The sequence below is a fragment of the Streptomyces sp. NPDC048417 genome (genome assembly GCF_040651615.1).
Classification (GTDB): Bacteria; Actinomycetota; Actinomycetes; order Streptomycetales; family Streptomycetaceae; genus Streptomyces.
Genome location: NZ_JBEZKI010000001.1, coordinates 191,906 through 215,432, shown reverse-complemented (window position 1 = coordinate 215,432; position 23,527 = coordinate 191,906). Strand labels below are relative to the sequence as shown.

Annotated in this window: 27 protein-coding genes and 1 tRNA gene; 15 read left to right on the top strand and 13 right to left on the bottom strand. The window is 69.6% G+C overall.

Annotated features, from left to right (window positions below):
• Window positions 1-131: 131 nt before the first annotated feature.
• Both AB0D59_RS00955 and AB0D59_RS00950 read right to left on the bottom strand, forming a co-directional pair.
• Window positions 132-590 (bottom strand): hypothetical protein, encoded by a 459-nt coding sequence (locus tag AB0D59_RS00955; protein ID WP_362559172.1) that lies wholly within the window; start codon window positions 588-590, stop codon window positions 132-134.
• A gap of 239 nt (window positions 591-829) precedes the next feature.
• Window positions 830-1,282: a DoxX family protein gene (locus tag AB0D59_RS00950; protein ID WP_362559169.1), complete on the bottom strand. Its 453-nt coding sequence runs from the start codon at window positions 1,280-1,282 to the stop codon at window positions 830-832.
• A 184-nt stretch (window positions 1,283-1,466) separates the two neighbouring features.
• On the opposite strand from AB0D59_RS00950, the gene AB0D59_RS00945 reads away from it, so the two are divergent.
• The 3 genes from AB0D59_RS00945 to AB0D59_RS00935 are packed head-to-tail and all read left to right on the top strand — an operon-like array spanning window position 1,467 to window position 3,878.
• Window positions 1,467-2,678, top strand: coding sequence for an amidohydrolase family protein (locus tag AB0D59_RS00945; RefSeq protein ID WP_362559166.1), 1,212 nt, complete (start codon window positions 1,467-1,469; stop codon window positions 2,676-2,678).
• A 39-nt stretch (window positions 2,679-2,717) separates the two neighbouring features.
• Window positions 2,718-2,921, top strand: coding sequence for a ferredoxin (locus AB0D59_RS00940; protein WP_360480748.1), 204 nt, complete (start codon window positions 2,718-2,720; stop codon window positions 2,919-2,921).
• A 3-nt stretch (window positions 2,922-2,924) separates the two neighbouring features.
• Window positions 2,925-3,878: an FkbM family methyltransferase gene (locus tag AB0D59_RS00935; protein ID WP_362559163.1), complete on the top strand. Its 954-nt coding sequence runs from the start codon at window positions 2,925-2,927 to the stop codon at window positions 3,876-3,878.
• 551 nt (window positions 3,879-4,429) lie between these two features.
• Here the strand turns inward: AB0D59_RS00935 and AB0D59_RS00930 are convergent.
• From AB0D59_RS00930 to AB0D59_RS00915, 4 genes are all read right to left on the bottom strand, one after another.
• A complete protein-coding gene (locus tag AB0D59_RS00930; RefSeq protein ID WP_362559161.1) occupies window positions 4,430-4,621 on the bottom strand; it encodes a transposase in 192 nt (63 codons plus the stop codon).
• A 26-nt stretch (window positions 4,622-4,647) separates the two neighbouring features.
• Window positions 4,648-5,463 carry a glycosyltransferase family 2 protein gene (locus AB0D59_RS00925; RefSeq protein ID WP_362559158.1) on the bottom strand — a complete coding sequence of 272 codons (816 nt, stop codon included), beginning with the start codon at window positions 5,461-5,463 and terminating at the stop codon, window positions 4,648-4,650.
• Window positions 5,457-6,245: a GntR family transcriptional regulator gene (locus AB0D59_RS00920; RefSeq protein ID WP_362559155.1), complete on the bottom strand. Its 789-nt coding sequence runs from the start codon at window positions 6,243-6,245 to the stop codon at window positions 5,457-5,459. The genes AB0D59_RS00925 and AB0D59_RS00920 overlap by 7 nt, the downstream gene beginning before the upstream one ends.
• A 170-nt stretch (window positions 6,246-6,415) precedes the next feature.
• Window positions 6,416-6,763 (bottom strand): DUF6344 domain-containing protein, encoded by a 348-nt coding sequence (locus AB0D59_RS00915; protein ID WP_362559152.1) that lies wholly within the window; start codon window positions 6,761-6,763, stop codon window positions 6,416-6,418.
• A 362-nt stretch (window positions 6,764-7,125) separates the two neighbouring features.
• Here AB0D59_RS00915 and AB0D59_RS00910 point away from each other — a divergent pair, with 362 nt between their 5' ends.
• Both AB0D59_RS00910 and AB0D59_RS00905 read left to right on the top strand, forming a co-directional pair.
• Window positions 7,126-7,254 carry a DLW-39 family protein gene (locus AB0D59_RS00910; RefSeq protein ID WP_003999697.1) on the top strand — a complete coding sequence of 43 codons (129 nt, stop codon included), beginning with the start codon at window positions 7,126-7,128 and terminating at the stop codon, window positions 7,252-7,254.
• A 202-nt stretch (window positions 7,255-7,456) separates the two neighbouring features.
• Window positions 7,457-8,767, top strand: a complete 1,311-nt coding sequence (locus AB0D59_RS00905; RefSeq protein WP_362559150.1) for a hypothetical protein — start codon at window positions 7,457-7,459, stop codon at window positions 8,765-8,767.
• Here AB0D59_RS00905 and AB0D59_RS00900 read toward each other — a convergent pair.
• Entirely contained in the window at window positions 8,731-10,560 is a 1,830-nt protein-coding gene (locus tag AB0D59_RS00900) for a protein kinase (RefSeq protein ID WP_362559147.1), read from the bottom strand. The genes AB0D59_RS00905 and AB0D59_RS00900 overlap by 37 nt on opposite strands.
• Before the next feature lie 150 nt (window positions 10,561-10,710).
• Window positions 10,711-11,259, bottom strand: coding sequence for a transcriptional regulator (locus AB0D59_RS00895; protein ID WP_046727633.1), 549 nt, complete (start codon window positions 11,257-11,259; stop codon window positions 10,711-10,713).
• Between the two features lie 184 nt (window positions 11,260-11,443).
• On the opposite strand from AB0D59_RS00895, the gene AB0D59_RS00890 reads away from it, so the two are divergent.
• Window positions 11,444-11,516: transfer RNA gene (locus AB0D59_RS00890), tRNA-Ala, on the top strand.
• A gap of 267 nt (window positions 11,517-11,783) precedes the next feature.
• On the opposite strand, the gene AB0D59_RS00885 is transcribed toward AB0D59_RS00890, so the two are convergent.
• Both AB0D59_RS00885 and AB0D59_RS00880 read right to left on the bottom strand, forming a co-directional pair.
• Complete coding sequence (locus tag AB0D59_RS00885; RefSeq protein ID WP_362559144.1) at window positions 11,784-12,866, bottom strand: HAMP domain-containing sensor histidine kinase; 1,083 nt, start codon at window positions 12,864-12,866, stop codon at window positions 11,784-11,786.
• Window positions 12,859-13,554 carry a response regulator transcription factor gene (locus tag AB0D59_RS00880; protein ID WP_362559142.1) on the bottom strand — a complete coding sequence of 232 codons (696 nt, stop codon included), beginning with the start codon at window positions 13,552-13,554 and terminating at the stop codon, window positions 12,859-12,861. Before AB0D59_RS00880 ends, AB0D59_RS00885 begins: the two co-directional genes overlap by 8 nt.
• Window positions 13,555-13,689: 135 nt before the next feature.
• Here AB0D59_RS00880 and AB0D59_RS00875 point away from each other — a divergent pair, with 135 nt between their 5' ends.
• Complete coding sequence (locus tag AB0D59_RS00875; RefSeq protein ID WP_362559139.1) at window positions 13,690-14,865, top strand: endonuclease/exonuclease/phosphatase family protein; 1,176 nt, start codon at window positions 13,690-13,692, stop codon at window positions 14,863-14,865.
• A 122-nt stretch (window positions 14,866-14,987) separates the two neighbouring features.
• Here AB0D59_RS00875 and AB0D59_RS00870 read toward each other — a convergent pair whose 3' ends face one another.
• Window positions 14,988-15,833, bottom strand: coding sequence for an alpha/beta hydrolase (locus AB0D59_RS00870; RefSeq protein ID WP_362559136.1), 846 nt, complete (start codon window positions 15,831-15,833; stop codon window positions 14,988-14,990).
• Between the two features lie 239 nt (window positions 15,834-16,072).
• Window positions 16,073-16,768 (bottom strand): DUF5324 family protein, encoded by a 696-nt coding sequence (locus AB0D59_RS00865; RefSeq protein ID WP_362559133.1) that lies wholly within the window; start codon window positions 16,766-16,768, stop codon window positions 16,073-16,075.
• A 334-nt stretch (window positions 16,769-17,102) separates the two neighbouring features.
• Between AB0D59_RS00865 and AB0D59_RS00860 the strand changes: the two genes are divergently transcribed.
• Window positions 17,103-17,636, top strand: coding sequence for a peptidylprolyl isomerase (locus AB0D59_RS00860; RefSeq protein WP_362559131.1), 534 nt, complete (start codon window positions 17,103-17,105; stop codon window positions 17,634-17,636).
• Between the two features lie 142 nt (window positions 17,637-17,778).
• On the top strand, window positions 17,779-18,678 hold the full coding sequence (locus tag AB0D59_RS00855) for a rhomboid family intramembrane serine protease (RefSeq protein ID WP_362559129.1): 900 nt from the start codon (window positions 17,779-17,781) through the stop codon (window positions 18,676-18,678).
• A 288-nt stretch (window positions 18,679-18,966) separates the two neighbouring features.
• On the opposite strand, the gene crgA is transcribed toward AB0D59_RS00855, so the two are convergent.
• Window positions 18,967-19,221, bottom strand: a complete 255-nt coding sequence (gene crgA, locus AB0D59_RS00850) for a cell division protein CrgA (RefSeq protein ID WP_362559127.1) — start codon at window positions 19,219-19,221, stop codon at window positions 18,967-18,969.
• 152 nt (window positions 19,222-19,373) lie between these two features.
• Between crgA and AB0D59_RS00845 the strand changes: the two genes are divergently transcribed.
• Genes AB0D59_RS00845 through AB0D59_RS00820 form a run of 6 tightly spaced genes read left to right on the top strand, consistent with a single transcriptional unit; the run spans window position 19,374 to window position 23,498 of the window.
• Complete coding sequence (locus AB0D59_RS00845; RefSeq protein ID WP_362559124.1) at window positions 19,374-20,162, top strand: DUF881 domain-containing protein; 789 nt, start codon at window positions 19,374-19,376, stop codon at window positions 20,160-20,162.
• 27 nt (window positions 20,163-20,189) lie between these two features.
• A complete protein-coding gene (locus tag AB0D59_RS00840) occupies window positions 20,190-20,873 on the top strand; it encodes a class E sortase (protein WP_362559122.1) in 684 nt (227 codons plus the stop codon).
• Window positions 20,874-20,925: 52 nt separating this feature from the next.
• Complete coding sequence (locus tag AB0D59_RS00835; protein WP_046727640.1) at window positions 20,926-21,087, top strand: hypothetical protein; 162 nt, start codon at window positions 20,926-20,928, stop codon at window positions 21,085-21,087.
• A complete protein-coding gene (locus tag AB0D59_RS00830) occupies window positions 21,084-21,722 on the top strand; it encodes an aminodeoxychorismate/anthranilate synthase component II (protein ID WP_362559119.1) in 639 nt (212 codons plus the stop codon). Before AB0D59_RS00835 ends, AB0D59_RS00830 begins: the two co-directional genes overlap by 4 nt.
• Window positions 21,719-22,729, top strand: coding sequence for a class E sortase (locus AB0D59_RS00825; RefSeq protein WP_362559116.1), 1,011 nt, complete (start codon window positions 21,719-21,721; stop codon window positions 22,727-22,729). Before AB0D59_RS00830 ends, AB0D59_RS00825 begins: the two co-directional genes overlap by 4 nt.
• Before the next feature lie 19 nt (window positions 22,730-22,748).
• Window positions 22,749-23,498: a class E sortase gene (locus AB0D59_RS00820; protein ID WP_362559115.1), complete on the top strand. Its 750-nt coding sequence runs from the start codon at window positions 22,749-22,751 to the stop codon at window positions 23,496-23,498.
• The last annotated feature ends 29 nt before the right edge of the window (window positions 23,499-23,527 follow it).

Genomic DNA, 23,527 nt, shown 5'->3' with positions numbered 1-23,527 from the left:
TTCACCGTGGGCCGCCTGGCACCTGGCGCGATGCGCCAGCCGTCGTGGCACCTGGCGCGATGCGCCCGCGCACCCCGGGGCGCCGTATCGCCGTGGGGTGCTGTGCCCCTGCGTGGGGCACCCGCACGCCTTCAGCGCCGCATCCAGCCCGCCGTGCGTGCCGCCTCGACCGCCTGTTCCTCCGCGTCGTCGGCCGCCGTGTTCAGAGCCGTGTCCTGGCCCGCCGCGGTGCCGCCGGCCGCCACCGCGGCCGCCCTGGACGCGGTGAGCGCGGCGCTCAGGGCCGCTGCCGCCTCGGGGCGGTCGTCCAGGGAGCGCGCCACCTGTGCCGCCAGCGCCGCGGTGGCGGCGGCGTTGCGGGCGCAGCGGGCGTCCGCCGCCGGGTCGGGTGCGGTGTCCGCCTGGGCGGTGAGGGACTGGGCCGACAGCCGGAGCGCGTTCGCGGCCCGGCCGACCGGGCTCGTCGGCACGGTCTGCGCCGCGTCGGGGTCGACGCCCGTGTGGCGGCAGACGGCCAGTGCACGCGCGTAGGCACGGTGCGCACGTGCGGAGTGCAGCTTTCTGAGCAACTCCGCCGAGGGAGCAGTCATCTTCGTCTCCTTGCTGCCGGGCGACGGGCAGGGTGCCATGCCGGGCGTGAAGAGGCCATAGGCGTGCGAGGGGCTTCGCCGGGAGGGACGCCCGTGTGTGCCGTCGGTCGGCTGCGGCTTCGTTGTGGCTGGTCGCGCAGTTCCCCGCGCCCCTTTGGGGCGCCTACGAATCGCCTTTTCTCGAGAGGTCAGGGGCTTTGTCGTGGTCGTTGTGGCTGGTTGCGCTGTTCCCCGTGCCTCTAGGGGGCGAACAGTCCCAGGGCCGAGTCCAGGGACCAGGCCTGCCAGCACATCGCGAAGATGCCGACCGCGGAGATCAGGGCCATCATCAGGTTCTGCCCTTGTTCCGCCCAGTCGTGGATCATGAGGGTCAGGTAGATCAGGCTGAGCAGGAACCCGGCCACCAGGGCGATCGGTGTGAGGAAGCCCAAGGTCAGGCCGAGGCCGAGGGCCAGCTCCGCGTACGCCACCACGTAGGCCATCAGCCGGGGACGTGGCGCGACGACGACGTCGAAGCCCCGCCGGACCACCGGCCAGCGGTGCTTCTCCGCGACACCGGCCGCCCAGCCGATGCCCCCGCCGCCGAACCACTGTTTCTTGTCCTTGTGCCGCCAGCTCTCCAGCCACCACAGACCGAGCCCGATGCGGAGCACCGCGAACCACTCGGCACCGCTCAGCAAGGCTGATCGCATCCCGCACCCTCCCCGGATCCGTCCATTCGTCTGACGATCCGTCAGTTCAGCGGAAGGCGGCGCGGGTCGCAAGAGGTCCGGCGGCTCTTGCTGGTACCGGTTCCTGGGCCTAGCCTGAAAGCCGAACCGAAATCTGATGGGCCGTCAGTTAATCGGGCATCCAAGCAGGCAGCAGGGGGTAGGCATGGCAGAGAACGCGACCGGTACCCAGGATCTGCCCAGGGTCGTCAGCGTGGACGACCACGTGATCGAGCCCGCGCACCTCTTCGAGAGGTGGCTGCCGGGCAAGTACCGCGACAGGGGCCCCAAGCCCTTCACGGCCGGCATCGGCGAACTCGCCTACGTCGGCGGCAAGTACCGCTTCACCACCGACCCCGAGGGCCAGATCACCGACTGGTGGGAGTACGAGGGCCTGCTCTTCCCGTACAAGCGGATCATCGCGGCCGTCGGTTTCTCCCGGGACGAGATGACGCTCGACGGCATCACCCGGGAACAGATGCGGCGCGGCTGCTGGGACCCCAAGGCCCGCCTGGACGACATGGACATGAACCATGTGGAGGCCTCCCTCTGCTTCCCCACCTTCCCCCGCTTCTGCGGACAGACCTTCGCCGAGGCCGAGGACAAGGAGGTCGCGCTGGCCTGTGTCCGCGCCTACAACGACTGGATGGTCGAGGAGTGGTGCGGCGACAGCGGCGGCCGGCTGATCCCGCTGTGCCTGATCCCGCTGTGGGACATCGACCTGGCCGTCGCCGAGATCCGGCGCAACGCCGAACGGGGCGTCCGGGCGGTCACCTTCAGCGAGATCCCCACCTATCTGGGCCTGCCGTCCATCCACTCCGGCTACTGGGACCCGTTCTTCGCGGTCTGCGAGGAGACCGGGACGGTCGTCAACATGCACATCGGCAGCAGCTCGCAGATGCCCGCCGCCTCCCCCGACGCCCCGCCCGCCGTGCAGGCCTCGCTCAGCTTCAACAACGCCATGGCCTCGATGATGGACTTCCTCTTCTCCGGGGTCCTGGTGCGGTTCCCCCGGCTCAAACTGGCGTACAGCGAGGGCCAGATGGGCTGGATCCCGTACGCCCTGGAGCGCGCCGACGACGTCTGGGAGGAGCACCGCGCCTGGGGCGGGGTCAAGGACCTGGTCCCGGAGCCCCCGTCGACGTACTACTACCGGCAGATCTTCTGCTGCTTCTTCCGTGACCGGCACGGCATCGAGGCGATCGAGACGGTCGGCGTGGACAACGCGACCTTCGAGACGGACTACCCGCACGTCGACTCGACCTGGCCGGATACCAAGCGGGTCGCCCAGGAACACGTGGGCGGGCTGGCGCCGGAGGTGGCCTACAAGCTGCTGCGCGGGAACGCGATCCGGATGCTGGAGCTGCCCTTCACGTAACCCGGTTCGGCGGGGCGTCCGGTGGGCAGGGGACTTCCCATGAAGGTCTCCGTCGACGCCGATGTCTGTTATGGGTCGGGTGAGTGTGCCTTCCGGGCACCCGCCGTGTTCGGCTTCGAGGACGGGTACGGTTTCGTCCTGCCCGGACGGGAGGAGTCCGGGGACGACGAACTGATCCGGGACATCGCCGAACGCTGCCCGTCCCAGGCGATCCGGATCAACGGCAAAAGGGTCACTGACTAGCGGATGAGCACCACCGGCACGGAACTCACCGGACGTACCGGAAGCAGCGGACTCGCCGAACTTCTGGCCACCCTCGGCCGCGGCTATGTCCGGGACTTCCCGGGTCCCTGGGGCAAGGCCCTCGCCGCCCGCGCGCTCAACCCCTATCTGCGCGACCACCCGCGCCGGCGGGTCGTGGAGACGCGCTCCGGCGCCCGGTTCGCGGTCGACACCCAGGACCTCATCCAGCGCTACCTCTACCTCTTCGGGGTGTGGGAACCGCACATGACCCGCTGGCTGCGCGGCCGGCTGGCGCCGGGGGACTGCTTCGTCGACGTCGGCGCCAACATCGGCGTCTTCAGCGTCCTCGCCTCCCAGCTGGTCGGGGACCAGGGCCGGGTCGTGGCCGTCGAGGCCTCCCCCGTCTTCCACCGCCGCCTGGAGCAGCAGGGCGCGCTCAACGGCTGCCGGAACATCCGGGCGGTCAACGCCGCCGTCTCCGACGCCCACCGCACCCTGACCTTCGTGCTCGCCAGCTCCCGCAACATGGGCGCCAACAGCATCGTCCCGTGGGACGGCCCGGCCGAGTCGAGCTTCGACATCGAGGCCGTGCCGCTGCCCGAGCTGCTGCGGCCGGAGGAGATCGAGACCGCGCGGGTCGTCAAGATCGACGTGGAGGGCGCCGAGGGCGCGGTGGTGCGCGGGCTGGCCCCGCTGCTGGAGAAGCTGCGCCCGGACGCCGAGATCACCGTCGAGGTAACCCCCGACCGCATGGCCCAGCTCGGCGACTCGGCGGACGACCTGCTGCGCACCATGACCGACGCCGGCTACCACGTCTACCGGCTCGCCAACAGCTACGCGGCCGACAGCTACCCCCGGGCGCTGTACGGCGAGCCGGTGGCCCCGGTCCGCTGGGACGGACCGGTGACCGAGGAGAGCGACCTGGTGTTCTCACGGACCGACGCGGCGACGCTCTAGCCGGTCGGGGGCCGCACGCGTGTGCATTCCGGTCGAGGGCCGCACGCGTGTGCCTGTCAGCCGGGGGCTGGGCGCGTGCCCCCTTTTCGCCGAGGACCGGACGCGTGCGCCTTCCGGTCGGCGGCCGCACACGTGCGCCGTCCCGTCGGCCGCCAGGGCCTGTTGCGAAAGTGCAGGCGCAGCTACTCATGGAGGCGACGGCTGTTGACGGGCCATTCCATCCGCCACCTGTACGACGAGAGGGTGTGCGCTGGGCAACCGACAGCGCTAGGGGGTCGGCATCCCGAAGAGGAGGACGGTCACCAGTATGGTCACCGGAACAGCCAGGACCACGGCCAGCCCGGCAAGGCAGCCCCAGACAGTCAGTCGAGCACTGGTTCTCGCGTAGTCATCGCTCTTCGGCACGCCCATATCCAACAGTGAGAAACACCCACTCTCTACCTTCAGAGGCATGCAGCCCTGGGACTGCCATGTGAACGTGCAGGTCACAGCCAATGGTTGCCTTGATCCCGCGTCTATGCAGGTAGGACCAATTACGAAGGTAGGACCAGTTACGGCGGTATTCGTACGCCTTGTGTACCACTCGGGCACGTCTCGCCAGGGGCCCCCGTCCGGGTCCGCCACCGTATGCCGTCCGTCAGGTGCCGTCGCGTCCATACCCGCGGCCGACCCGGCTCGATGCTCTGCGGCAACAACGGCTCCAGCCGGGCCCACTGGCCATTCGTCAGATGATCACGTCCCACGGCACGTGATCATCAAAGAACAAGATCTACTTTCGCGACAGGCCCTGGTCGGCCCAGTCGGCCGCCGTCGTTGGGTAGCGCCAGCCGAACTCCGCCAGCGCCCGTGCCCGGGCCGCCACGACCGCCATCCGGGCCCGCCGTTCGGCCGGGTCGGTGTGGGCGGCCTGCCCGGTGACCTGACCCGCCCACTTGCGGTAGAGCAGCCCGGCCTCCGCCGTGAACCAGCCCCGGCTCACCGCGTTCAGCGCGAGCAGCAGCCCGGTGTCCTCGGAGGCCGGCAGCGCCATCCAGCCGCCCAGGGCGAGCAGCAGCTCACGGCGGACGAAGAGGCTCGCCGGGTGGACCTGGGCGAGGAAGCCGTTCGCCGTCCAGAAGTCGAGCACGGCTCCGCGCTCGATCGGCCCCTCCTCCGGGTCGCCGGGGAAACCGGCCGTGGAGCCGTCGGGCAGCAGGTCGAGGACGCGTGAGGTGGCCCAGCCGACCGCCGGACGGGCCTCGAGGACGGCCAGATCGCGGGCCAGCGCGCCGGGCGTGAGCTGGTCGTCGGCGTCGAGGATCTTGACGTACGACCCCTCGGCCCGCGCCAGCGCGATGGTGCGGGCGACCCCGGGACCGCCGGCGCGGCCCTGCCGGAACGACACCCGGGCGTCGTCGGGGACGTACGGGCGGACCTCGTCGCCGTAGCCGTCCTCCTGGATCAGCCACTGCCACTCCCAGCCGTCCGGCAGCCGCTGCTCGCACAGTGACTTGTAGGCCTCCGGCAGGAAAGGGGCCGACGGCGCGTGGACCGCGGTGACGACGGTGACGAGGGCGACGCACCGGCTCACGGCGGCGCTCACCACCTTTCCAGGTGCGTGGTGAAGAGCAGTTCCGTGCGGTCGCCCGGCAGCGTGACGAAGGAGATGTCCACGATGCGGTCGTGGATGTCGTACGACGTCTTGCGCAGCAGGATCACCGAGGTGCCGGCCGGCAGATCCAGCTCCCGGGCCTCCTCGGGCGTCGGCGGCCGGGCGGTGAAGCGTTCCTCGACGCAGGCGACCTCGATGCCGACGGTGTGCAGCTGGTTCTGGGTGCCGCCCGGCCAGGGCTCCCTGGTCTCGTCCAGGAGCGCCGGGTTCGCCGCGATCATGTCCCGGACGAGATAGGAGCTCACCAGGCTGAAGGGGGCCGGCTCGGCCGAGTACCGGGTCCGGTAGGTGCGTTCCAGGAGCACGGTGCCCTCCGGTACCCCGAACGCGTCGGCGAGGTCGCTGGGGGCGATCAGCTGGCGGTACCGGGCGAAGAAGACCAGGTCGTCGAGGACCAGACCGGTCTCGTGCTCGGTCGCGCCCGTCGCGGCCCGGGTGGCCTCCGGCAGCCTGGCGCGGTCCTTCTCCCACTGGTGCCGGGTGTTGTCACGGATCGCGCGGGTGCGGGGCCTGCGCACGTAGGTGCCGCTGCCGTGACGCTTGTCGATCAGCCCCTCCGCGCTCAGCAGCCGCAGCGCGTTCTGGATCGTGGGCCCGCTCCGGCCGTGCTGCCGGGCCAGCTCCGCCTCGGAAGGCAGCCGCGCACCGGGCTTGAGCTCGCCGTTCCTGATGGAGCGGCGGAGGTCGTCGGCGATCTCCTCGTACGCCTTGGGCACTGCTTCAGCCTACGACTCCTCAAGAGGAGTTGAAGAGTCGAGCGCCCCACCGACGGGGCCGGACATGCGAAGACCCGCGACCGGTTCCCGGTCGCGGGTCTTTTCGCAGTAGGCGCTGGTACGTACGCAAGTCGCCCTTGCGCCGTTGCGTCTGAGCCGTCTGGGGAGGATCAGCAGTCGAGGGGCGCCGCGGGGGGTTCGGCCGGGTTCTCCTCCGACTCGGTCGTGTCCAGGGGCCGCTGGCGGCAGCCGGGGGTCTTGCCGTGGGCCTCGGCCCGGATGCGCTGCTTCATCGTGGGGGGCAGGGACCTTGCTTGGGCCCAGAGCCAGTGGGTCTGTGCCGGGATCATCACCCGGCCGGCCGGGCTGTGGTCGTCGCCGCTGCTGTTGCGCGGGGCTTCGGTCTGCGGTACCGCGGTGGCGGTGGCGGCGGAGACGAGTCCGAGCGCTGTGCACAGCGCGAGGAAGGCGGTGACGATGGCGGTCCACAACTTCATGACCTTGGCGTTCCGAGCCATGGCCCCTCACTTTCGGGTTGGGCGATTTGCGTACTTTCCTCATGATGTGTATGGGGATCGCGAAGTGGGGGACGTCGACCTGTGGCGCGGCGATGTTCCGATGAACACCACCCGGATGGACGCGTGAGGTCCGAAAAATCAGAAGAAAGGCCCCTGAAGGCGGGCGAGAGGGGGCAAAGTAACCGTCCGTGGAGGTGTGATCACCCTCCGATCGGAACGGCCCGGCCTTCTGCAACTCCTCGTGCAACACCTTGCGGTGGGCCGGAGTTGGGACCGGATGCCAGGTCACCGATCGATATCGGTCGGTGTGTATAGTCGGGCGCCAGAGGTCCCCTACGTCAAGGAAGAGACGAGGTCGCGCGGTGAAGAAGCTTCTCCTGGTCGCACTGGCCGCCATCGGCGGGCTCCTCGTGTACCGCCAGATCCAGGCGGATCGCGCCGAGCAGGATCTGTGGACGGAGGCGACTGACTCCGTGCCCACGGGTTCGTGAGTACCGACAACCAAAGACACTGAGACCCCGACCGCCTCGCGGTCGGGGTTTTGCGTTGTCCGGGGGGTGCGCGGAGATCGCGCGAGGCGGGCGTTTCGGACGGTCGTACAAATCGCCGGATGGCGCGGGGGCGCGAGCGGCAGTATGGGACCGGGGCCGGTCCGGGGCTTCGACGGCTGACGAGCGACGGCTGGGGGCGCGCGTGACACGGCGGTGGCGTACGGCGGCGGGATGGCGCGGCATCGGCATGGCGGCCGCCCTCGCACTGACGGCACTGCTGCCGGCCTCTCCGGTTGCGGCGGACGGCGGCAGCGGCTACGGCTTCGCCCCGGGCGCCCGGACGATCACCGGAGCGACGGGCACCGCGGCCGCCGTACCGCTGGAGCCCGGTACGACCTACCGCAGCACCCTGCCGGAGAAGGGCGAGCTGTACTTCCGCCTCGAACTCGCCGCCGGCAGCACGGCCTACGTCCCCGTCACCGCCGTCCCGCCGACCGACGCCACCGTCTCCGCGAGCGACGGCATCGGAGTCTCGATCGAGGACGCCAACGGTGTCTCCTGCGGCTACGACGGCGCCCGCTTCGGCGCCGGACTGAGCCCCCGGCCGGTCACCGCGCTGGGGCGGCGCGACACCGGCAAGGCGCTCTGCCAGGGGGCGGGCACCTACTACGTCGTCGTCGAGCGGCTCGCGTCCGGCTCGCGGACCACGTCGCCGGGCAGCTGGGACCTGGAGATCGCCCCCGTCACCGAACCGGGCCTGACCGGGGCCGGCGCCACCACCGCCCCCGAGACCTGGAACTCCGCGTCCCCCGAGCCGCTCACCGGCGACCCCGAGGCCCGTACCGCGGGCGCCGGCTTCACCACGGCCCGCACCCTCCGCACGGGCGTCTGGCAGACCGGCATCACCCCGGGCCAGACCCTCTACTACGCCGTCCCGGTCGACTGGGGACAGCAACTGCACGCCACCCTCGACCTGGGCAGCATCGGCGGCGACGCCCACGGCTACGTCAGCGCCGCGCTCAACCTCTCCCTCTACAACCCCGTCCGCGGCTACGTCGACGACATCTCCCTCGGCTACGACGGCACCCAGAAGTCGTCCTCCCTCGACCCCCTGCCGCCCGTGGCGTACGCCAACCGGTACGCCGTCTCCGGCGAGGAGAACTCCGTCCGCTTCGCCGGCGCCTACTACCTCGTCGTCCACCTGACCGGACAGACCGCGGACACGTTCGGGAAGGGGCCGTACGACGTGACACTCCGGGTCCGCGTCGACGGCACCCCGAACTCCGGCCCCCACTACGCCGGTTCGCCCGTCCCGAAGAACGTCTTCGACCCGCCGTCGGACCAGGGCGGCGGCCTGGTCGCCGCGGCCGGCGACCACGGCACGACGGCGATGCGGATGCTCGCGGCCGGCGGGATCGGCACGGGCACGGCCCTGCTCCTCGTCCTGGGCGCGTGGACGCTGAGCGCCCGTCGCGCTCAGATCCGGGTCAACGCCCAGAAACCCACGGCGTAGCAGGCCAGCGCCAGCAGCAGGATGGGCACGACGGCCTTCGCGGGCGGCCCGGGCCGAGGCACCCGCCGCCGACGCCGGCCGTGAGTACGCACGGACGGCTGCGAAGCCTGCGGCGCGGGCCGCGGGTCGCGGGCGGTGTAGGTGGCCGTGGTGGTGGTGTCGGCGTGCGGCTGGGCCGGAGGCAGGGGTTGTGCGGGGGGCCAGGGGGCATGGGGCTGCGGGACGGGGGAAACGTCCGGGAGTTGTGCCTGCGGTTGTGCCTGCAGTTGCGGTTGCGGTTGCTGCTGGGCGTACGGCGGTGCCGGCTGCGTCCGTTGCGGCGGCTCCGCGTGCGGGGTGGGGGGTACCGGCGTCTGGGGCGGCGGGAGCCGGAAGCTGCCGGTGTCGGACATGCGGGCCGGGGTTGAGGACGGGCCGGTGGGTCCGGTGGAGGTGACCGGGGGAGCGTCCGCGTGACCTGCCCGTGCTCCGGCCGCCGAGCCGGGGTCCCTGCCGGTCGCGGTACCGAAAGCGGCCTCCGGCGCGGTACCGAAAGCGGCCCCCGGCGCGGTACCGAAAGCGGCCCCCGGCGCGGTACCGAAAGCGGCCCCCGGCGCCACGCCGGGTGCGGTCCCCGATGCTGTATCGGAGGTGGTCTCCGGCGCCGTGCCGTAACCCGTCGGGGCGGCCGCCTCTGAAACCGCTCCGTTTCCCGGCGCCGTGTCCGATTCCGAACCTGTCCCTGTCCCTGTCACCGCGGCCGTCCCCGGGGCTGCCGCCGCGCTCCTTGCCGTGCCCGGGGCAGCCCCCGAGCCCGCGGCCGCCTCCGTCGTACCCCCGGCGGCCCTCGGTCCGGTACCGGTCGTCCCGGTCGTCCCGGTTGTCCCCCTAGTTCCGGTCGCGCCCCTCGCCGTATCGATCCCCGATGCCACTCGCAGTGGTCCCTCGGGTCCGAACCCCGATGGCAGTGGCCCCAGTTGGTCGAAGATTTCGATCGACTCGTCGTCGATGCCCGGCGCCGGGAGGAGTTCCACGGCCTGGGCGAGGGCCTTGCGGGCGCCCGTGGCCGTGCGGAAGCGGGACTGCGGGTTGGGCTGGAGAAGGGTGGCGACGACCTGCCAGAGGGGATCGGGGATGCCCTTGGGGGCTCCTGGGGTGCCGTGTTCGGCGAAGTGCTGGACGAGCGCCTTGGCGTCGGGCTTGGCGCCTTCCAGGAGGAAAAGGGCGACCAGGCCGACGGCGAACAGGTCGGCCGTGAAGTCGGGCTCGGCGCCCAGGAGTTGCTCGGGAGCGATGTAACCCGGCGTCCCGACCACGAGGTTGGTCTCGGTCAGCCGGGCCTCGCCGAACCGCATGGCGATGCCGAAGTCGGAGAGGCGCAGGCGCGGGCGGGCGGTGCCGCTGGCCTCCAGCAGGATGTTCGCGGGCTTGATGTCCCGGTGGACCACGCCCTCGGCGTGCACCGCGGCGAGGCCGGAGAGCAGTTGGTCCAGGAGCGTGCAGACGAAGGCGGGGGGCAGGGGACCGTAGTCCCCGACGAGGTGGACCAGCGAGCCGCCGGCGACCAGGTCCATCGTGAACAGGACCTTGTCGTCGTCGGCGGCCCAGCTGGCCGGAGCCAGGACATGGGGATGGTCGATGCGCAGCGCCTGCTCCCGCACGAAGCGCAGCAGCGCGTGGGCGTCGCTCTGCTGGAGCACCTTGGCGGCCACATAGCGCTTGCGCCGGTGGTCCCAGGCACGCCAGACGGCGCCCACGCCGCCATGACCGATCGGGTCGGCCAGTTCGTACCGGCCTGCGAAGACCTCACCCATGACTGCCCGTAGCCCTCCCCCTCTAGTCCCCCTGCCACACCCCCCTTGCTTTCCCCGGATGAGCGATACGACCCCTCTCGCGTGACCCCCTCGGCCAGGGCCGGGCCCCGCCCGGTTCACCGGACCCCCTCCGGTGTACCGGGCCGTGGCTCAGCTCTGGTGCGACTGGTAGTGCGTGACCGCGTCCGAGGTGCGGCCGGCGCCGTAGACCCGGAGGAACTCCGCCAGCTCCGGATGGGTCGGAGCCAGCGTGTCCGCCGCGTCGATGATGTCACCGGCGGCGGCCACCGAACGCAGCAGCGACTGGATCTCGCGGACCACCCGCTTGACCGTGGGCGCTCCCGAACCGCTCGTCGTCTGCGTGGTGTTGCTGAGCACCGAGCCTCCCTGGGACTTCTTGATCTCGTCCATCCGCTCGGTCGCCTCGGCCGCACTCACGCTGCCGTCCGCGACCTGCGCCGCCAGGTCCTGGAGCAGCTGGACCCGCTGGACCACGGCCGGGTTGCCGATCTTCGCCCGCTGTCCGCTCATCAGCTGCGACAGCATGGGTGCGGACAGTCCGAGGACCGCCGCGAGACGTGCCTGGTTGAGCCCCAGGTCGTCGATGAGCTTACGGAAGAGCGCCCCCAACGGCTCTCCGTACCAGTTCCGCTGCAGCTCCCGCGCTCTGGCGGTGGCTTCCTGCTGTGCGGCGTCCATTGCGTCTCCCCATCGCTTCCCCAAAAAATCCACGGTTCGCTACAGCGAACCTCGTCGAGCATCTTACGGAGCGTGGTCATCCGGGGGGACCCCCAATCTTTTTGTGAGGTACGGGGGGTGAACCGGTACTCTGGTCTGCGGCACCGACCAGCGGACCTTTCGCTCGGCCGGCCGCTTCCCGTACGGGGCCTTAGCTCAGTTGGTAGAGCGCCGTCTTTGCATGGCGGATGTCAGGGGTTCGACTCCCCTAGGCTCCACAGCATCAGACCCCTCTGAACTGCGGAAACGCAGTCGGAGGGGTCTTTTTGTCCCGGTTGTCCGTCGGGTCTCGGCGTGGGATGCCTGCCCGGGGTGACGATTCGGAGGGTCGCCCCTGGACGAAGATGCCCGCGCACCATACGTGCTGGGGTGGCTACTTCGCGTGAGCGACCGCGTCGTTGCCCCTCGTTGAGCATCCTGGTCGCGCGCCGGATGCCGGGGCGCATCTCTGGCGCGAGCGGCTGAATTCGATGTTCCCCGGCTCGTCACCTGTCGGTGTGCGGGGATGTCGCGGGCAGTTCGACGGTGATGCGCATCCCACCGGCGGCACGTGGGGTGAGGGTCAGGGTCCCGTCGTGCGCGCGGGTGATGGTCTTGACGATGGCCAGGCCGAGGCCGACACCCGCGTGGTCGGTGCGTACCCGTTCGGTGCCGCGCTGGAACGGCTCGGTAAGTGTCGAGGCCAGCTGGGGGGTGATTCTCTGGCCGGTGTTTTCGACGGAGAGCGCCACGGTCCCGGGGCGGACGCCGGTACTGACCCACACGGTGCCCTGCGCGGGCAGGTTGTGGACGATCGCGTTGTGCACCAGGTTCGTCGTCAGCTGGAGCAGCAGCGCAGGCGATCCGATCGTGGGGGTGATCTCGCCGGAGGTCTCGATGGTGACGCCGTTCTTCTCAGCGAGGGAGAGGAGCGTTTCGGTCGCCTCCTCCGCCATGAGGGACAGATCGACGCGTTCTCGGGTGAAGGACCGTTGGCCTGCGCGGCTGAGCAGCAGCAGTGCCTCGGTAAGGTCGATCGCCCTGGTGTTGACGGCGTGCAGGCGGTCGATGATTTCGCCGGTGGCGTGGTCCGGACCGGTGCGGGCCACATCGAGAAGCGTCTTCGAGATCGCCAGCGGGGTGCGCAGTTCGTGAGATGCGTTGGCGGCGAATCTCTGCTGTTCGGCGATGTGTGCCTCGAGCCGCGCGAGCATCGTGTCGAAGGCGTCGGCGAGTTCACGGAACTCGTCCCTGCGGCCCGGCAGCCGGATCCGGTGCGCGAGCGATCCGTCCGTGGCCAGGCGAGTGGCGTCCGTGATGCGGGTCAGGGGGGCGAGCATCCGGCCGGCCAGGATCCACCCTCCCACGAGGCCGAACACCAGCAGGAACGTCAGTACGGCGACGGCCGTCGGGGCGAAGGTGCGCACGACGGCCAAGCGGTAGTCGGGCTCGAAGATGAGCCCGGGGTGGGGCACACGGTTCAGGAACACCCACACCGCCGCCAGCAGCAGGGCGCCGGCCAGCATGACGAACCCCGCGTAGCTGAGGGTGAGTTTGAGGCGAGCGCTCGGACCAGGGGCTCTATCCACGGTCTCCTCCCTCGTGCCCGGCGTCCAGTGGGGCGTCGATGCGGTAGCCGACGCCTGGCACGGTGGCGATGACCCAGGGTTCGCCAAGGCGCTTGCGGAGCGCCGAGACGATGATGCGTACGGCGTTGGTGAACGGGTCGGCGTTCTCGTCCCACGCGCGTTCCAGTAGCTCCTCGGCGCTGACGACACCGCCTTCCGCGGCGACGAGGACTTCGAGGACCGCGAACTGCTTCCTGGTCAACGCGACGTAGCGGCCGTCCCGGTAGACCTCTCTGCGGAACGGGTCAAGGCGCAGACCCGCGATGTCGCGCACGGGAGGCCGGTGGTGGGCACGCCTGCGGTCAAGTGCCCTGAGCCTGAGCGCGAGTTCCTGGAGTTCGAACGGTTTCGTCAGGTAGTCGTCGGCGCCGAGTTCGAAACCGGAAGCCTTGTCGTCGAGACGGTCGGCCGCCGTGAGCATGAGGATCGGCATGCCGCTGCCGGAGGCGACGATGCGTCTGGCGATCTCGTCGCCGGAAGGCCCGGGGATGTCGCGGTCGAGGACGGCGATGTCGTAGCTGTTGATGCCCAGCAGTTCCAGAGCGGTGTCGCCGTCACCCGCGAGGTCCGCCGCGATCGCCTCCAGGCGCAGGCCGTCGCGGATGGCTTCTGCCAGAAAGGGCTCGTCCTCGACAATCAGCACACGCATGTCGTTGATGCTAGGAGTCGGCACGTATCGTCCGCGTATCGAAAACCGCATACGTGCCGGCAACACCGCACTGCCTTGACTGGCGGCACGACGTCAGGAACGGCCGGCTTACGCCGGAGCGATCGAGGACAGACGATGACGCAGATCGACACGGCGGACACGGCGGACACGGCGGACACGGCGGACACGGCGGAGAGCGGACAGGACGCGGCGGAGAGCGGACAGGACGGCGCCGGACGCCCGGACACCGTGTCCGGCACCCGGCGCGCGGGCATCCGCCCGGACGCCGGCGCCGGGACCTGGCGCGGGGGCATCCGCCGGGCGCTCCGCAGCGGCACCCGGCCCGGACCCTGGAAGCGTGGCCCGGTGCTCACGGCGCTGGCGCTGCTCCTCGGCCTGCTCATGCTGCTGCACGCCGAGATCCCGAACCGGATCGGGCACCTCGGCAGCCTGATGGAGACCCTCCTGCCATGGCTCGGTCTGTTCGTCCCGGTACTGCTGGCCGGGGCCCTGTGGCGCCGCTCCGCCGCCGCGGTGGCCGCGCTGCTGCTGCCGGTCACGGTGTGGCTGAACCTCTTCGGCGGGCTGCTCGGCGACAAGTCCCACCCGGGCAGTGATCTCGTCGTGGTCAGCCACAACGTCGACGCCGACAACCCCGACCCGGCCGGCACCGCCCGCGACCTGGCCGCCTCCGGCGCGGACGTGCTGGCCCTGGAGGAGCTGACCGAGCAGGCCACGGGCACGTACGAGAAGGAGCTGGCGAAGACGTACCCGTACCACACGGTGCAGGGCACGGTCGGTCTGTGGAGCAGGCTGCCGCTGTCGGACACCCGGCCGGTCGACGTCAAGATGGACGCGGGGCCGCTGGCGGACACCAAGCCGGCCGACGTCAAGATGGCCTACAACCGGGGGCTGCGGACCACGGTGGCCACGGATCACGGGCCGCTGGCGGTGTATGTCGTCCACCTGGGGTCCGTACGGGTGATTCCCAGGACGGGCTTTTCGACGGCCCAGCGCGACGCCGGCGCGCAGGCGCTCGCCGCGGCCGTCGCCGCCGACCGGAACCAGCGGGTTGTCCTGCTCGGCGACCTGAACGGCACGCTGGACGACCGCGCGTTCGCCGACCTCACCGAGCAGCTGCACTCGGCCCAGGACACGGCCGGCAACGGCTTCGGCTTCAGCTGGCCGGCGAAGTTCCCGGTGGCGCGGATCGACCAGATCCTCGTCCGCGGCGTACGGCCGCAGAGCTCGTGGGTACTGCCGGCCACCGGCAGCGACCACCTGCCGGTGGCGGCCGGAATCAGCTGGTGAACAGGCCAGGCCCGCAGTCGAGGCCCTTCGAGGCGCCGGCCCGGCTGTCTGCACGCACCGGTGATCACCGGTGGCCGCACCCGTTCCCGGACCGGACCCGACTGTCCCGTGCCGGGCGAACATCAGCGGCCGGAGTGGTCCGCGAGCCAGTCCAAGGCGGCCCCGCCGGCGTTGAGGACGGAGATGTGTCCGGCCTCAGGGCTCAGTCGCAGTTCTGCCGCGGGGCAGCGGCTCGTGAGCCACTGGCTGTGCGAGCTGGGCACGACCCGGTCCTGGCCGCCGTGCAGGAAGAGAACCGGCGCGATGACCTGCCCGGCGTCGAATCCCCAGGGGGCGACATAGGCCAGGTCGTCGTCTATCAGCCCGCCCGGACCGGCCTCCACGGCGGGACCGACGACGTCGCCGAACCAGGACCACTCGTCAGAGAGCGCGGCGTGATCGGCCGGGGTGAACATGTCCGGGTCGTACTCGGCACCCGCCTCGTAATGCTCCTTCGCCGCTCGTCCCTCGGCGGCCGCACGCAGCGACCCCACGGCGGAGTCCGTCATGCCCGCGAACCAGTCAAGCCCTTCGGCGCCGAACGGGGCCAGACCTGCCACGCTGACGACACCGAGGACACGTCCCGGCAGCAGCGCACCGCAGGCCAAGGCGTGCGGACCGCCACCGGAATGGCCCATGACTGCGAACCGATCGATGCCCAGCGCATCGGCGATGGTGGAGACGTCGGCGGCGACCGATGCCACATTCCGCTCTGGGCGAGGAGTTGATCCGCCGTATCCGGGGCGGTCGTACGACACCCAGCGGATGCCGAGCCGGTCTGCGGCCGGGAAAAGAGGCTTGGGCGGGGCGCCGATGTTCGGCGTGCCGTGGTGCCAGAAGACGGTGAGGCGACCGTCCGAGTCATCCGCGCCGGTGTCGTAGACATGCAGTCTGCGACCATCGCTCAGCTCAAGATCAGTCTCAGTCACACCGCCACCCCTGGCTCCTGAACTTCCCCAGTCACGCAAACCTCGGCGGCACGAACCTACCGGCCCTCATTCTTCGAGGACAATGCCCAACATTCGACGGCACCGGACACCCACCAGCAAGACCACAATCCACAACTGGAGTACCGGTCGAGCCGACGAAGGAGACCGCACAACAAACCCCCTCCGACCTGCGGACACGCGGATCAGAGGGGGCTCTTGTTTCACGTGAAACGCTGGGCTCAGCGCTTCTTGTCGTCGCGCGACGCCTGCTCCTCCGCCTCCTTGGCCTGGACCTCGGGGTGCAGCGGAGAACTGCCGTCCACCGAGCCCAGAGGGCCCGGCTCCGGGACCTCCGTGGCAGCGGGAGGCTCGACCAACCAGTCCGGGTTGGCCTGCTTGTCCCACCACTTCCAAGCGACGAAGGCAGCACCCGCCAGCACACCGAACACAGCGAACGACTTGAACGCACGGCCGTACGCCGAGCGCCGCGCGTTCCTGCGCGCCAGCTTCTCGATCTCCTCGGCCGAGACATTGCCACGCAGCGCGGCCAGCGCCGCAGCACCCCGCGCAGAGGCCTCATCACGGACCGGCCCAGCCGCTGCCACGGCCTGCTCGATCCTGGGACGTGAATAGTCGGCGGCCTGCCGGGCCGCCTTACGGGTCAGATCGGCAGCGTCGTGCGCAGCCTGGTCCACCATCGGCGGCACATGCGTCCGCGCCTGCTCCAGACGCGGCACGAGACGGGCGTCGTACTGGACGCGGGCCTGCTCAGCGGCCTGCGACACCACGGGCGCGAGCCGTACGCGTGCCTCCTGCGCGTAGTACGCGGCACGCTCCTTGGCCGTGTCGGCGTAAGGCGCCACCACTTCCGCTGCGTGCCGCACGCTGTCCTTCGCCGAGCTGGTCGCGGCGCGCACGCTCTCTTTGCGGGTCACGGGTTTCCTCCTCCTCGGTGGCGTACGGTATTTCGACTATCCACCCTTTTAGGGATCATGCCTCTCCCCGGGCCAAGCGGCGCGCGAGGACGGGCATACGGGTGCAACCAGAACTAAGAGGGGCTTGTCGACGACAATGCCACGGATCGGCGCCCAGCGCTCCGCCTCTGCGGGGATCTGGGGACTCCGCCGGGTTTCCGCAAGCGATTCGTGAGGATCCGCGCCGGGAGACCGCAGGCGGGCCACCGGGCCGCCGTACCGTGCGAGGATCGTGGCGGGCAAACCCAGCACCGGGTTACACCCGAGCACACCGGAGCACAACGGAAGGCGGACCGTGGCCGAGCAGCTCTACGCCACCCTGAAGACCAGCCTCGGCGACATCGAGGTCCGGCTCTTCCCGAACCACGCGCCGAAGACCGTCAAGAACTTCATCGAACTGGCGCAGGGCGAGCGTGAGTGGACCCACCCGGCCACCGGCACGGTCTCCACCGACCCGCTGTACGACGGCACGGTCTTCCACCGGGTGATCAGCGGCTTCATGATCCAGGGCGGCGACCCGGTCGGCACCGGCATCGGCGGCCCCGGCTACAAGTTCGAGGACGAGTTCCACCCCGACCTCCGCTTCGACCGCCCCTACCTGCTGGCCATGGCCAACGCCGGCCCCCGCACCAACGGCTCCCAGTTCTTCATCACGGTCAATCCCGCGCCCCACCTCAACCGCAAGCACACCATCTTCGGCGAGGTCGTCGACACGGACAGCCAGAAGATCGTCGACAAGATCGCCTCCGTGACCGTCAGCGGACCGAACAAGCGCCCCGAGAACGACGTCATCGTCGAGACGGTCCTCGTCGAGAAGCGCGAGAGCTGACCGACAGCGCGGAGCCGAACCGGCAGAAGCGGACACCCAGAGGGAAGCGCCCAAAAGGAAGCGCCCGAAGGGAACCAAAAGCCCCGCCCGTCCGTAAGGATGTGCGGGGCAGAGCATTGCCCACGACGAACGAGGGGACCCCATGGAGGACCAGGCGGCAGGCAGCGCGCGGGACGCTCACAGCCTGCCCATGTGCTACCGGCACCCGGACCGGGAAACGGGCGTGCGCTGCACCCGCTGCGAGCGCCCCATCTGCCCCGAGTGCATGGTCAGTGCCTCCGTGGGTTTCCAGTGCCCCGAATGCGTACGCGGCACCACCGCCGGCCAGAGCGGCCCGCCCCTTGCCGACTCCCGCCCGCGCACCATCGTCGGCGGCACCGTCACCGCCGACCCACGGCTGCTCACCAAGATCCTGATCGGCGTCAACATCGCCGTCTTCCTGGTCCAGCTCTCCGTCGGAGACAGCTTCACCAGCCGCTTCGAGCTGATCGGCCAGGCCTGGTTCCCCCAGTACGGCGACATCGAAGGCGTCGCACAAGGCCAGTACTACCGGCTGCTGACCGCGATGTTCCTGCATGACAGCTCGAACCCCATGCACATCGCGTTCAACATGCTCAGCCTGTGGTGGATCGGCGGCCCCCTGGAGGCCGCCCTCGGGCGCGCCCGGTACATCACGCTCTACGTCGTCTCCGGCTTGGCGGGCAGCGCCTTCACCTATCTGCTGGCCGCCCAGAACCAGCCCTCGCTCGGTGCCTCCGGCGCGATCTTCGGCCTCTTCGGCGCGACCGCGGTGCTCATCCGCCGGCTCAACTACGACATGCGGCCGATCATCGCCCTGCTGGTGATCAACCTCATCTTCACCTTCAGCGGCGGAATCGCCTGGCAGGCCCACATCGGCGGCCTGGTCGCCGGTGTCGTCACCGGCTACGCGATGGTGCACGCCCCGCGCGAGCGGCGGAACCTCATCCAGTACGGCACCTGCGCGCTGGTCCTGGTGGTGGCGCTCGTCCTGACGGTCGTCAGGACCGCCCAGCTCACCTGACCGGACTCGCCCGGCACCCGGTTCGCCTGTTCACGGCGGCTCGCCGCACCGATACCGAACCGTTGTCCACAGTCGGTGGCGGATCTTGTGCACAGGGTGCGCGCACAACTGTGCCCCCTGGCCCTCACTTGCATTTCTGCAGGTCAGGGAGGGGGCGCACAGTTACGCGAAGGGCGTTGTGGTAGTCGTACCGGCGTCAACGCCCTACGGGTTATCCACAGATCGTCTTCTTTTCCCCAGGTCCATACACAGGCCTGTGGATAACTCAGCGAACAGCCCTGGGTAGAGCTACTTCCACTGCGTGGAGACGCCGAAGCCCGCCGCGATGAAGCCGAAGCCCACGACGATGTTCCAGTTGTCGAGGCTGTCGATGGGCAGCGAACCGTCGGTCACATAGAAGACGACGATCCAGGCCAGGCCGATGAGGAACATGGCCAGCATGACCGGTGCGACCCAGCCGCGACTGTTCAGTTTGAGGGCGGTCGCCTGCTTCGCCGGGGGCGGCGTGTAGTCGGCCTTCTTGCGGATACGTGACTTCGGCACGAGGGTCTCTCCTGTCGATGCGCTGCGTGGCCGCGCAGGTAACTGGGTCGGGCTCAGGGCAGCGTACAAGGGGACAGTAAGGGCGCACTGACCGCTCCCCCGGGCGTCCGTTAGCGTAGTGCTTCCGTGGCGTCGAAGGAGATAAGGGTACGTTGAGCAATTCTGCCGACTCCAACGCGACCGGATCAATGGGTGCGGGCCCGGTCCGTAAGGGTGGCTTCCGGCCGGTGCAGATTCTCACCGTCGCCGTCTTCGCCCTGGCCGGTCTTCTCTTCTTCACCAGCTTCAACACGGCCAAGGGCACCGACATCCGCTCGGACGACAATCTGCTGAAGCTGTCCGACCTGATCCAGGAGCGCAGCCGCAAGAACAAGGAGCTGGACGAGTCCAACGCGGGCTCGCGCGACCGGAACGAGAAGCTGGCCGAGCGCGACGACGGCTCCAGCAAGGCCGACGACGACAAGCTCGCCGGGCTGGAGAAGGGCGCGGGGACCCAGAAACTCACCGGCGACGCCATCACCGTCACGCTGAACGACGCCCCGCCGAACGCCACGGCCAAGCTCCCCGGCTATCCCGAGCCTCAGCCCGACTACCTGGTCATCCACCAGCAGGATCTGCAGGCCGTGGTGAACGCGCTGTGGCAGGGCGGCGCGCAGGGCATCAAGGTCATGGACCAGCGGCTGATCTCCACCAGTGCCGTGCGCTGTGTCGGCAACACCCTGATCCTCCAGGGCCGGGTGTACTCACCGCCGTACAAGATCCAGGCGGTGGGGGACCCGGCGAAGATGCAGCAGGCGCTGGCGGACTCCGAGGCGATTCAGAACTACATGGTGTACGTGAACGTGTACGGCCTCGGCTGGAAAGTCACCGAGGACGGGACGGTGACTCTGCCGGGCTACTCGGGCACAGTGGATCTGCAGTACGCGAAGCCTGTGGGGTAAGCAGCTCGTCGTCTTCTGGAGCCGCCGGTGCGCGTGATCGTCAGGACCGTCAGCGAGCTCTGCATCACCATCGGTACGCTCATAGTCCTCTTCGTCGTGTATGTGCTGTTCTGGACCGGCGTGAAGGCCGACAGCGTGATGCATGACCAGATCGACCAGTTACAGCGGCAGTGGTCGGACAGTGCCACGGTGCATCCCACTGCCAAGGCGTCCGCCGCCCCCGCCGAGCCGGCCGCGTACCACTACGGCAGGCCTTTCGCGATCATGTACATCCCCCGGTTCGGTTTCACGTGGAACAAGCCGGTCCTGGAGGGCACCGGCACCGATGTGCTGAAGAAGGGTCTCGCCCACTACGCCCGTACCGCCCGGCTGGGCCAGGAGGGCAACTTCGCGGTCGCCGGCCATCGGCGCACGTACGGCGACCCGTTCCTGGACTTCCCGAAGCTGCGCAGGGGCGATGCGATCGTGCTGACGGACGGTACGACCTGGTTCACCTATCGGATCGACAAAGGCCCCTACAAAACAGTTCCGACGGACGTTGAAGTGATCGACCCTGTGCCACGTAAGTCGGGGTATACGCGTCCAGGCCGCTATCTCACGCTGACCACGTGCGATCCGGAATGGGGGCACAGCCATCGGCTGATCGTCTGGGCGCATCTGGACTCCACGCAGCCTGTGGAGGCAGGCAAACCCAAGGCGCTGCGCCGTTAGTCTGGTGCAGTACGGCGGGATTCTGGTGCCGTGGTGGAACGGAAGGGACGGCATGTACGGCTGGATCTGGCGGCATCTGCCGGGCAACGTGTGGGTGAGGGCGTTGATCTCGCTCGTACTGGTCCTGGCCGTGGTCTATGTCCTCTTCCAGTACGTCTTCCCCTGGGCCGAACCGCTGCTGCCCTTCAACGATGTGACGGTGGACAACCAGTGAGCGCGCGGATTCTCGTCGTCGACAACTACGACAGCTTCGTCTTCAACCTGGTCCAGTACCTGTACCAGCTGGGCGCCGAGTGTGAGGTGCTGCGCAACGACGAGGTGTCGACGGCGCACGCCCAGGACGGCTTCGACGGCGTCCTGCTGTCGCCCGGGCCCGGTACGCCGGAGGAGGCGGGCGTGTGTGTGGACATGGTCCGTCACTGCGCCTCGACCGGGGTGCCCGTCTTCGGTGTCTGCCTCGGCATGCAGTCGATGCAGGTGGCGTACGGCGGTGTGGTGGACCGGGCGCCGGAACTGCTGCACGGCAAGACGTCGCTGGTCGAGCACGAGGGCAAGGGGGTCTTCGGCGGGCTGCCGACCCCGTTCACCGCGACCCGCTATCACTCGCTCGCCGCCGAGCCGGCCACCGTGCCGGCCGAACTGGAGGTCACGGCCCGCACCCACGACGGGATCATCATGGGTCTCAGACACCGTGAACTCCCGGTCGAGGGTGTGCAGTTCCATCCCGAGTCGGTGCTGACCGAGCACGGGCACCGGATGCTGGCCAACTGGCTGGTGGTCTGCGGTGACCAGGGGGCCGTGGCGAGGTCGGCGGGGCTCGCCCCGGTGGTGGGCAGGGCCACGGCGTGACCGCGCTGCGCCCCGAGCGCGAGACCGATACCTCGTACGGGGGTCAGTCGTACGGGGGGTCGAGTGCGCTCGGGGAGACGGCGTATCTCCCGCCGGTCGACGACGAGACCGTGGCGCTGCGGATCCCCGATCCGCCGCCCGTATCGGCTTCTGCGGGCGCGGCAGCCTCTTCTGCCCCTGGACTCCCAGGGGGCGGCCGAGCGGCCCGCAGAAAGGCAGCCAAGCGGCGTGGTGGCCGTCATGGCGGCGCATCGGAGGCGCCGCCGTCGGAGAACAGCCCGTCGGGGCGGCCGCTCTCCCGGGTCGAGGCCCGTCGGCAGGCGCGGTTGCGCAAGCCGAGTCCGGCCGTCATGGCGAGCCGGGCGATAGGCGAGGTGTTCATCACCACCGGTGTGCTGATGCTGCTGTTCGTCACCTACCAGTTGTGGTGGACGAACGTCCGTGCCCATGCCCAGGCGGGCAAGGAGGCCAGCAGCCTCCAGCAGGACTGGGCGAGCGGCAAGCGGGCTCCGGGTGTCTTCGAGCCGGGGCAGGGTTTCGCCATCCTGCACATCCCCAAGCTGGATGTGGAGGCGCCGATCGCCGAGGGCGTCAGCAACAAGAAGGTTCTCGACAAGGGCATGGTCGGCCACTACGGCGAGGGTGCGCTGAAGACCGCGATGCCGCAGGACAAGACCGGCAACTTCGGCCTCGCCGCGCACCGCAACACGCATGGTGAGCCGTTCCGGTACATCAACAGGCTGGTGGCCGGTGACGCGGTTGTCGTCGAGACACAGGACGAGTACTTCGTGTACAAGGTGACGTCGATGCTGGCGGTGACGTCGCCGAGCAACGTGAGTGTGCTGGACCCGATTCCCAAGGGTTCGGGTTTCACCAAGGCGGGCCGGTACATCACCCTGACCACCTGCACACCGGAGTTCACCAGCAAGTACCGGTTGATCGTGTGGGGCAAGATGGTCGAGGAAAGCCCGCGCAGCAAGGGCAAGCCAGACGCGCTCGTCGAGTAAGGGCAGAGGCAGAGGAACAGTGGCAGCGACCGCCGACGACACCGAAGAGCAGACCGACGCGCCGGACGGGGCGCCCGCGCCGGGCCGTCGGCCGATCGGCCCGATCGCGCTGGCGGTCAGCGTCTTCGGCGAACTCCTCATCACGGCGGGCCTGGTGCTGGGCCTGTTCGTCGTCTACTCGCTGTGGTGGACGAACGTCGTCGCGGACCGCAAGGCGGACCGGGAGGGCGACAAGGTCCGTGACACCTGGGCCCAGCAGGACACCGGTCCGGGTGCGCTGAACACGAAGAACGGCATCGGCTTCCTGCACGTGCCGTCCATGAAGAACGGTGAGGTGCTGGTCGAGAAGGGCACGTCGACGGACGTCCTGAACGACGGGGTCGCCGGCTACTACACCGACCCGGCCAAGGCCATGCTCCCCACCACCGGCAAGACCGGCAACTTCACCCTCGCCGCCCACCGGGACGGCCACGGCGCGAAGTTCCACAACATCGACAAGGTCAAGGTCGGCGACCCGATCGTCTTCGAGACGCGGGACAAGTGGTACGTCTACAAGGCGTACTCGATCCTCTCCGAGACCTCGAAGTACAACGTCAAGGTCCTCTCCCAGGTCCCCGAGGAGTCCGGCAGGACCAAGCCGGGCCACTACATCACCCTGACGACCTGCACACCGGTGTACACGAGCCGGTACCGGTACGTGGTGTGGGGCGAGCTGGTGCGGGTGCAGAAGGTGGACAGCGAGCGGACTCCGCCGAAGGAACTGAGCTGACCGAGTTACTGACGGCAACTCAGTCCCCT

Excerpts from the sequence above, each read along its gene's own strand:
- AB0D59_RS00900 (WP_362559147.1), bottom strand. The coding sequence starts at position 10,560 with ATGGGTGAGGTCTTCGCAGGCCGGTACGAACTGGCCGACCCGATCGGT.
- AB0D59_RS00915 (WP_362559152.1), bottom strand. The coding sequence starts at position 6,763 with ATGGCTCGGAACGCCAAGGTCATGAAGTTGTGGACCGCCATCGTCACC.
- AB0D59_RS00945 (WP_362559166.1), top strand. The coding sequence starts at position 1,467 with ATGGCAGAGAACGCGACCGGTACCCAGGATCTGCCCAGGGTCGTCAGC.
- AB0D59_RS00855 (WP_362559129.1), top strand. The coding sequence starts at position 17,779 with ATGGAGGACCAGGCGGCAGGCAGCGCGCGGGACGCTCACAGCCTGCCC.
- AB0D59_RS00835 (WP_046727640.1), top strand. The coding sequence starts at position 20,926 with ATGTACGGCTGGATCTGGCGGCATCTGCCGGGCAACGTGTGGGTGAGG.
- AB0D59_RS00955 (WP_362559172.1), bottom strand. The coding sequence starts at position 590 with ATGACTGCTCCCTCGGCGGAGTTGCTCAGAAAGCTGCACTCCGCACGT.
- AB0D59_RS00880 (WP_362559142.1), bottom strand. The coding sequence starts at position 13,554 with ATGCGTGTGCTGATTGTCGAGGACGAGCCCTTTCTGGCAGAAGCCATC.
- AB0D59_RS00875 (WP_362559139.1), top strand. The coding sequence starts at position 13,690 with ATGACGCAGATCGACACGGCGGACACGGCGGACACGGCGGACACGGCG.
- AB0D59_RS00940 (WP_360480748.1), top strand. The coding sequence starts at position 2,718 with ATGAAGGTCTCCGTCGACGCCGATGTCTGTTATGGGTCGGGTGAGTGT.
- AB0D59_RS00950 (WP_362559169.1), bottom strand. The coding sequence starts at position 1,282 with ATGCGATCAGCCTTGCTGAGCGGTGCCGAGTGGTTCGCGGTGCTCCGC.
- AB0D59_RS00935 (WP_362559163.1), top strand. The coding sequence starts at position 2,925 with ATGAGCACCACCGGCACGGAACTCACCGGACGTACCGGAAGCAGCGGA.
- AB0D59_RS00895 (WP_046727633.1), bottom strand. The coding sequence starts at position 11,259 with ATGGACGCCGCACAGCAGGAAGCCACCGCCAGAGCGCGGGAGCTGCAG.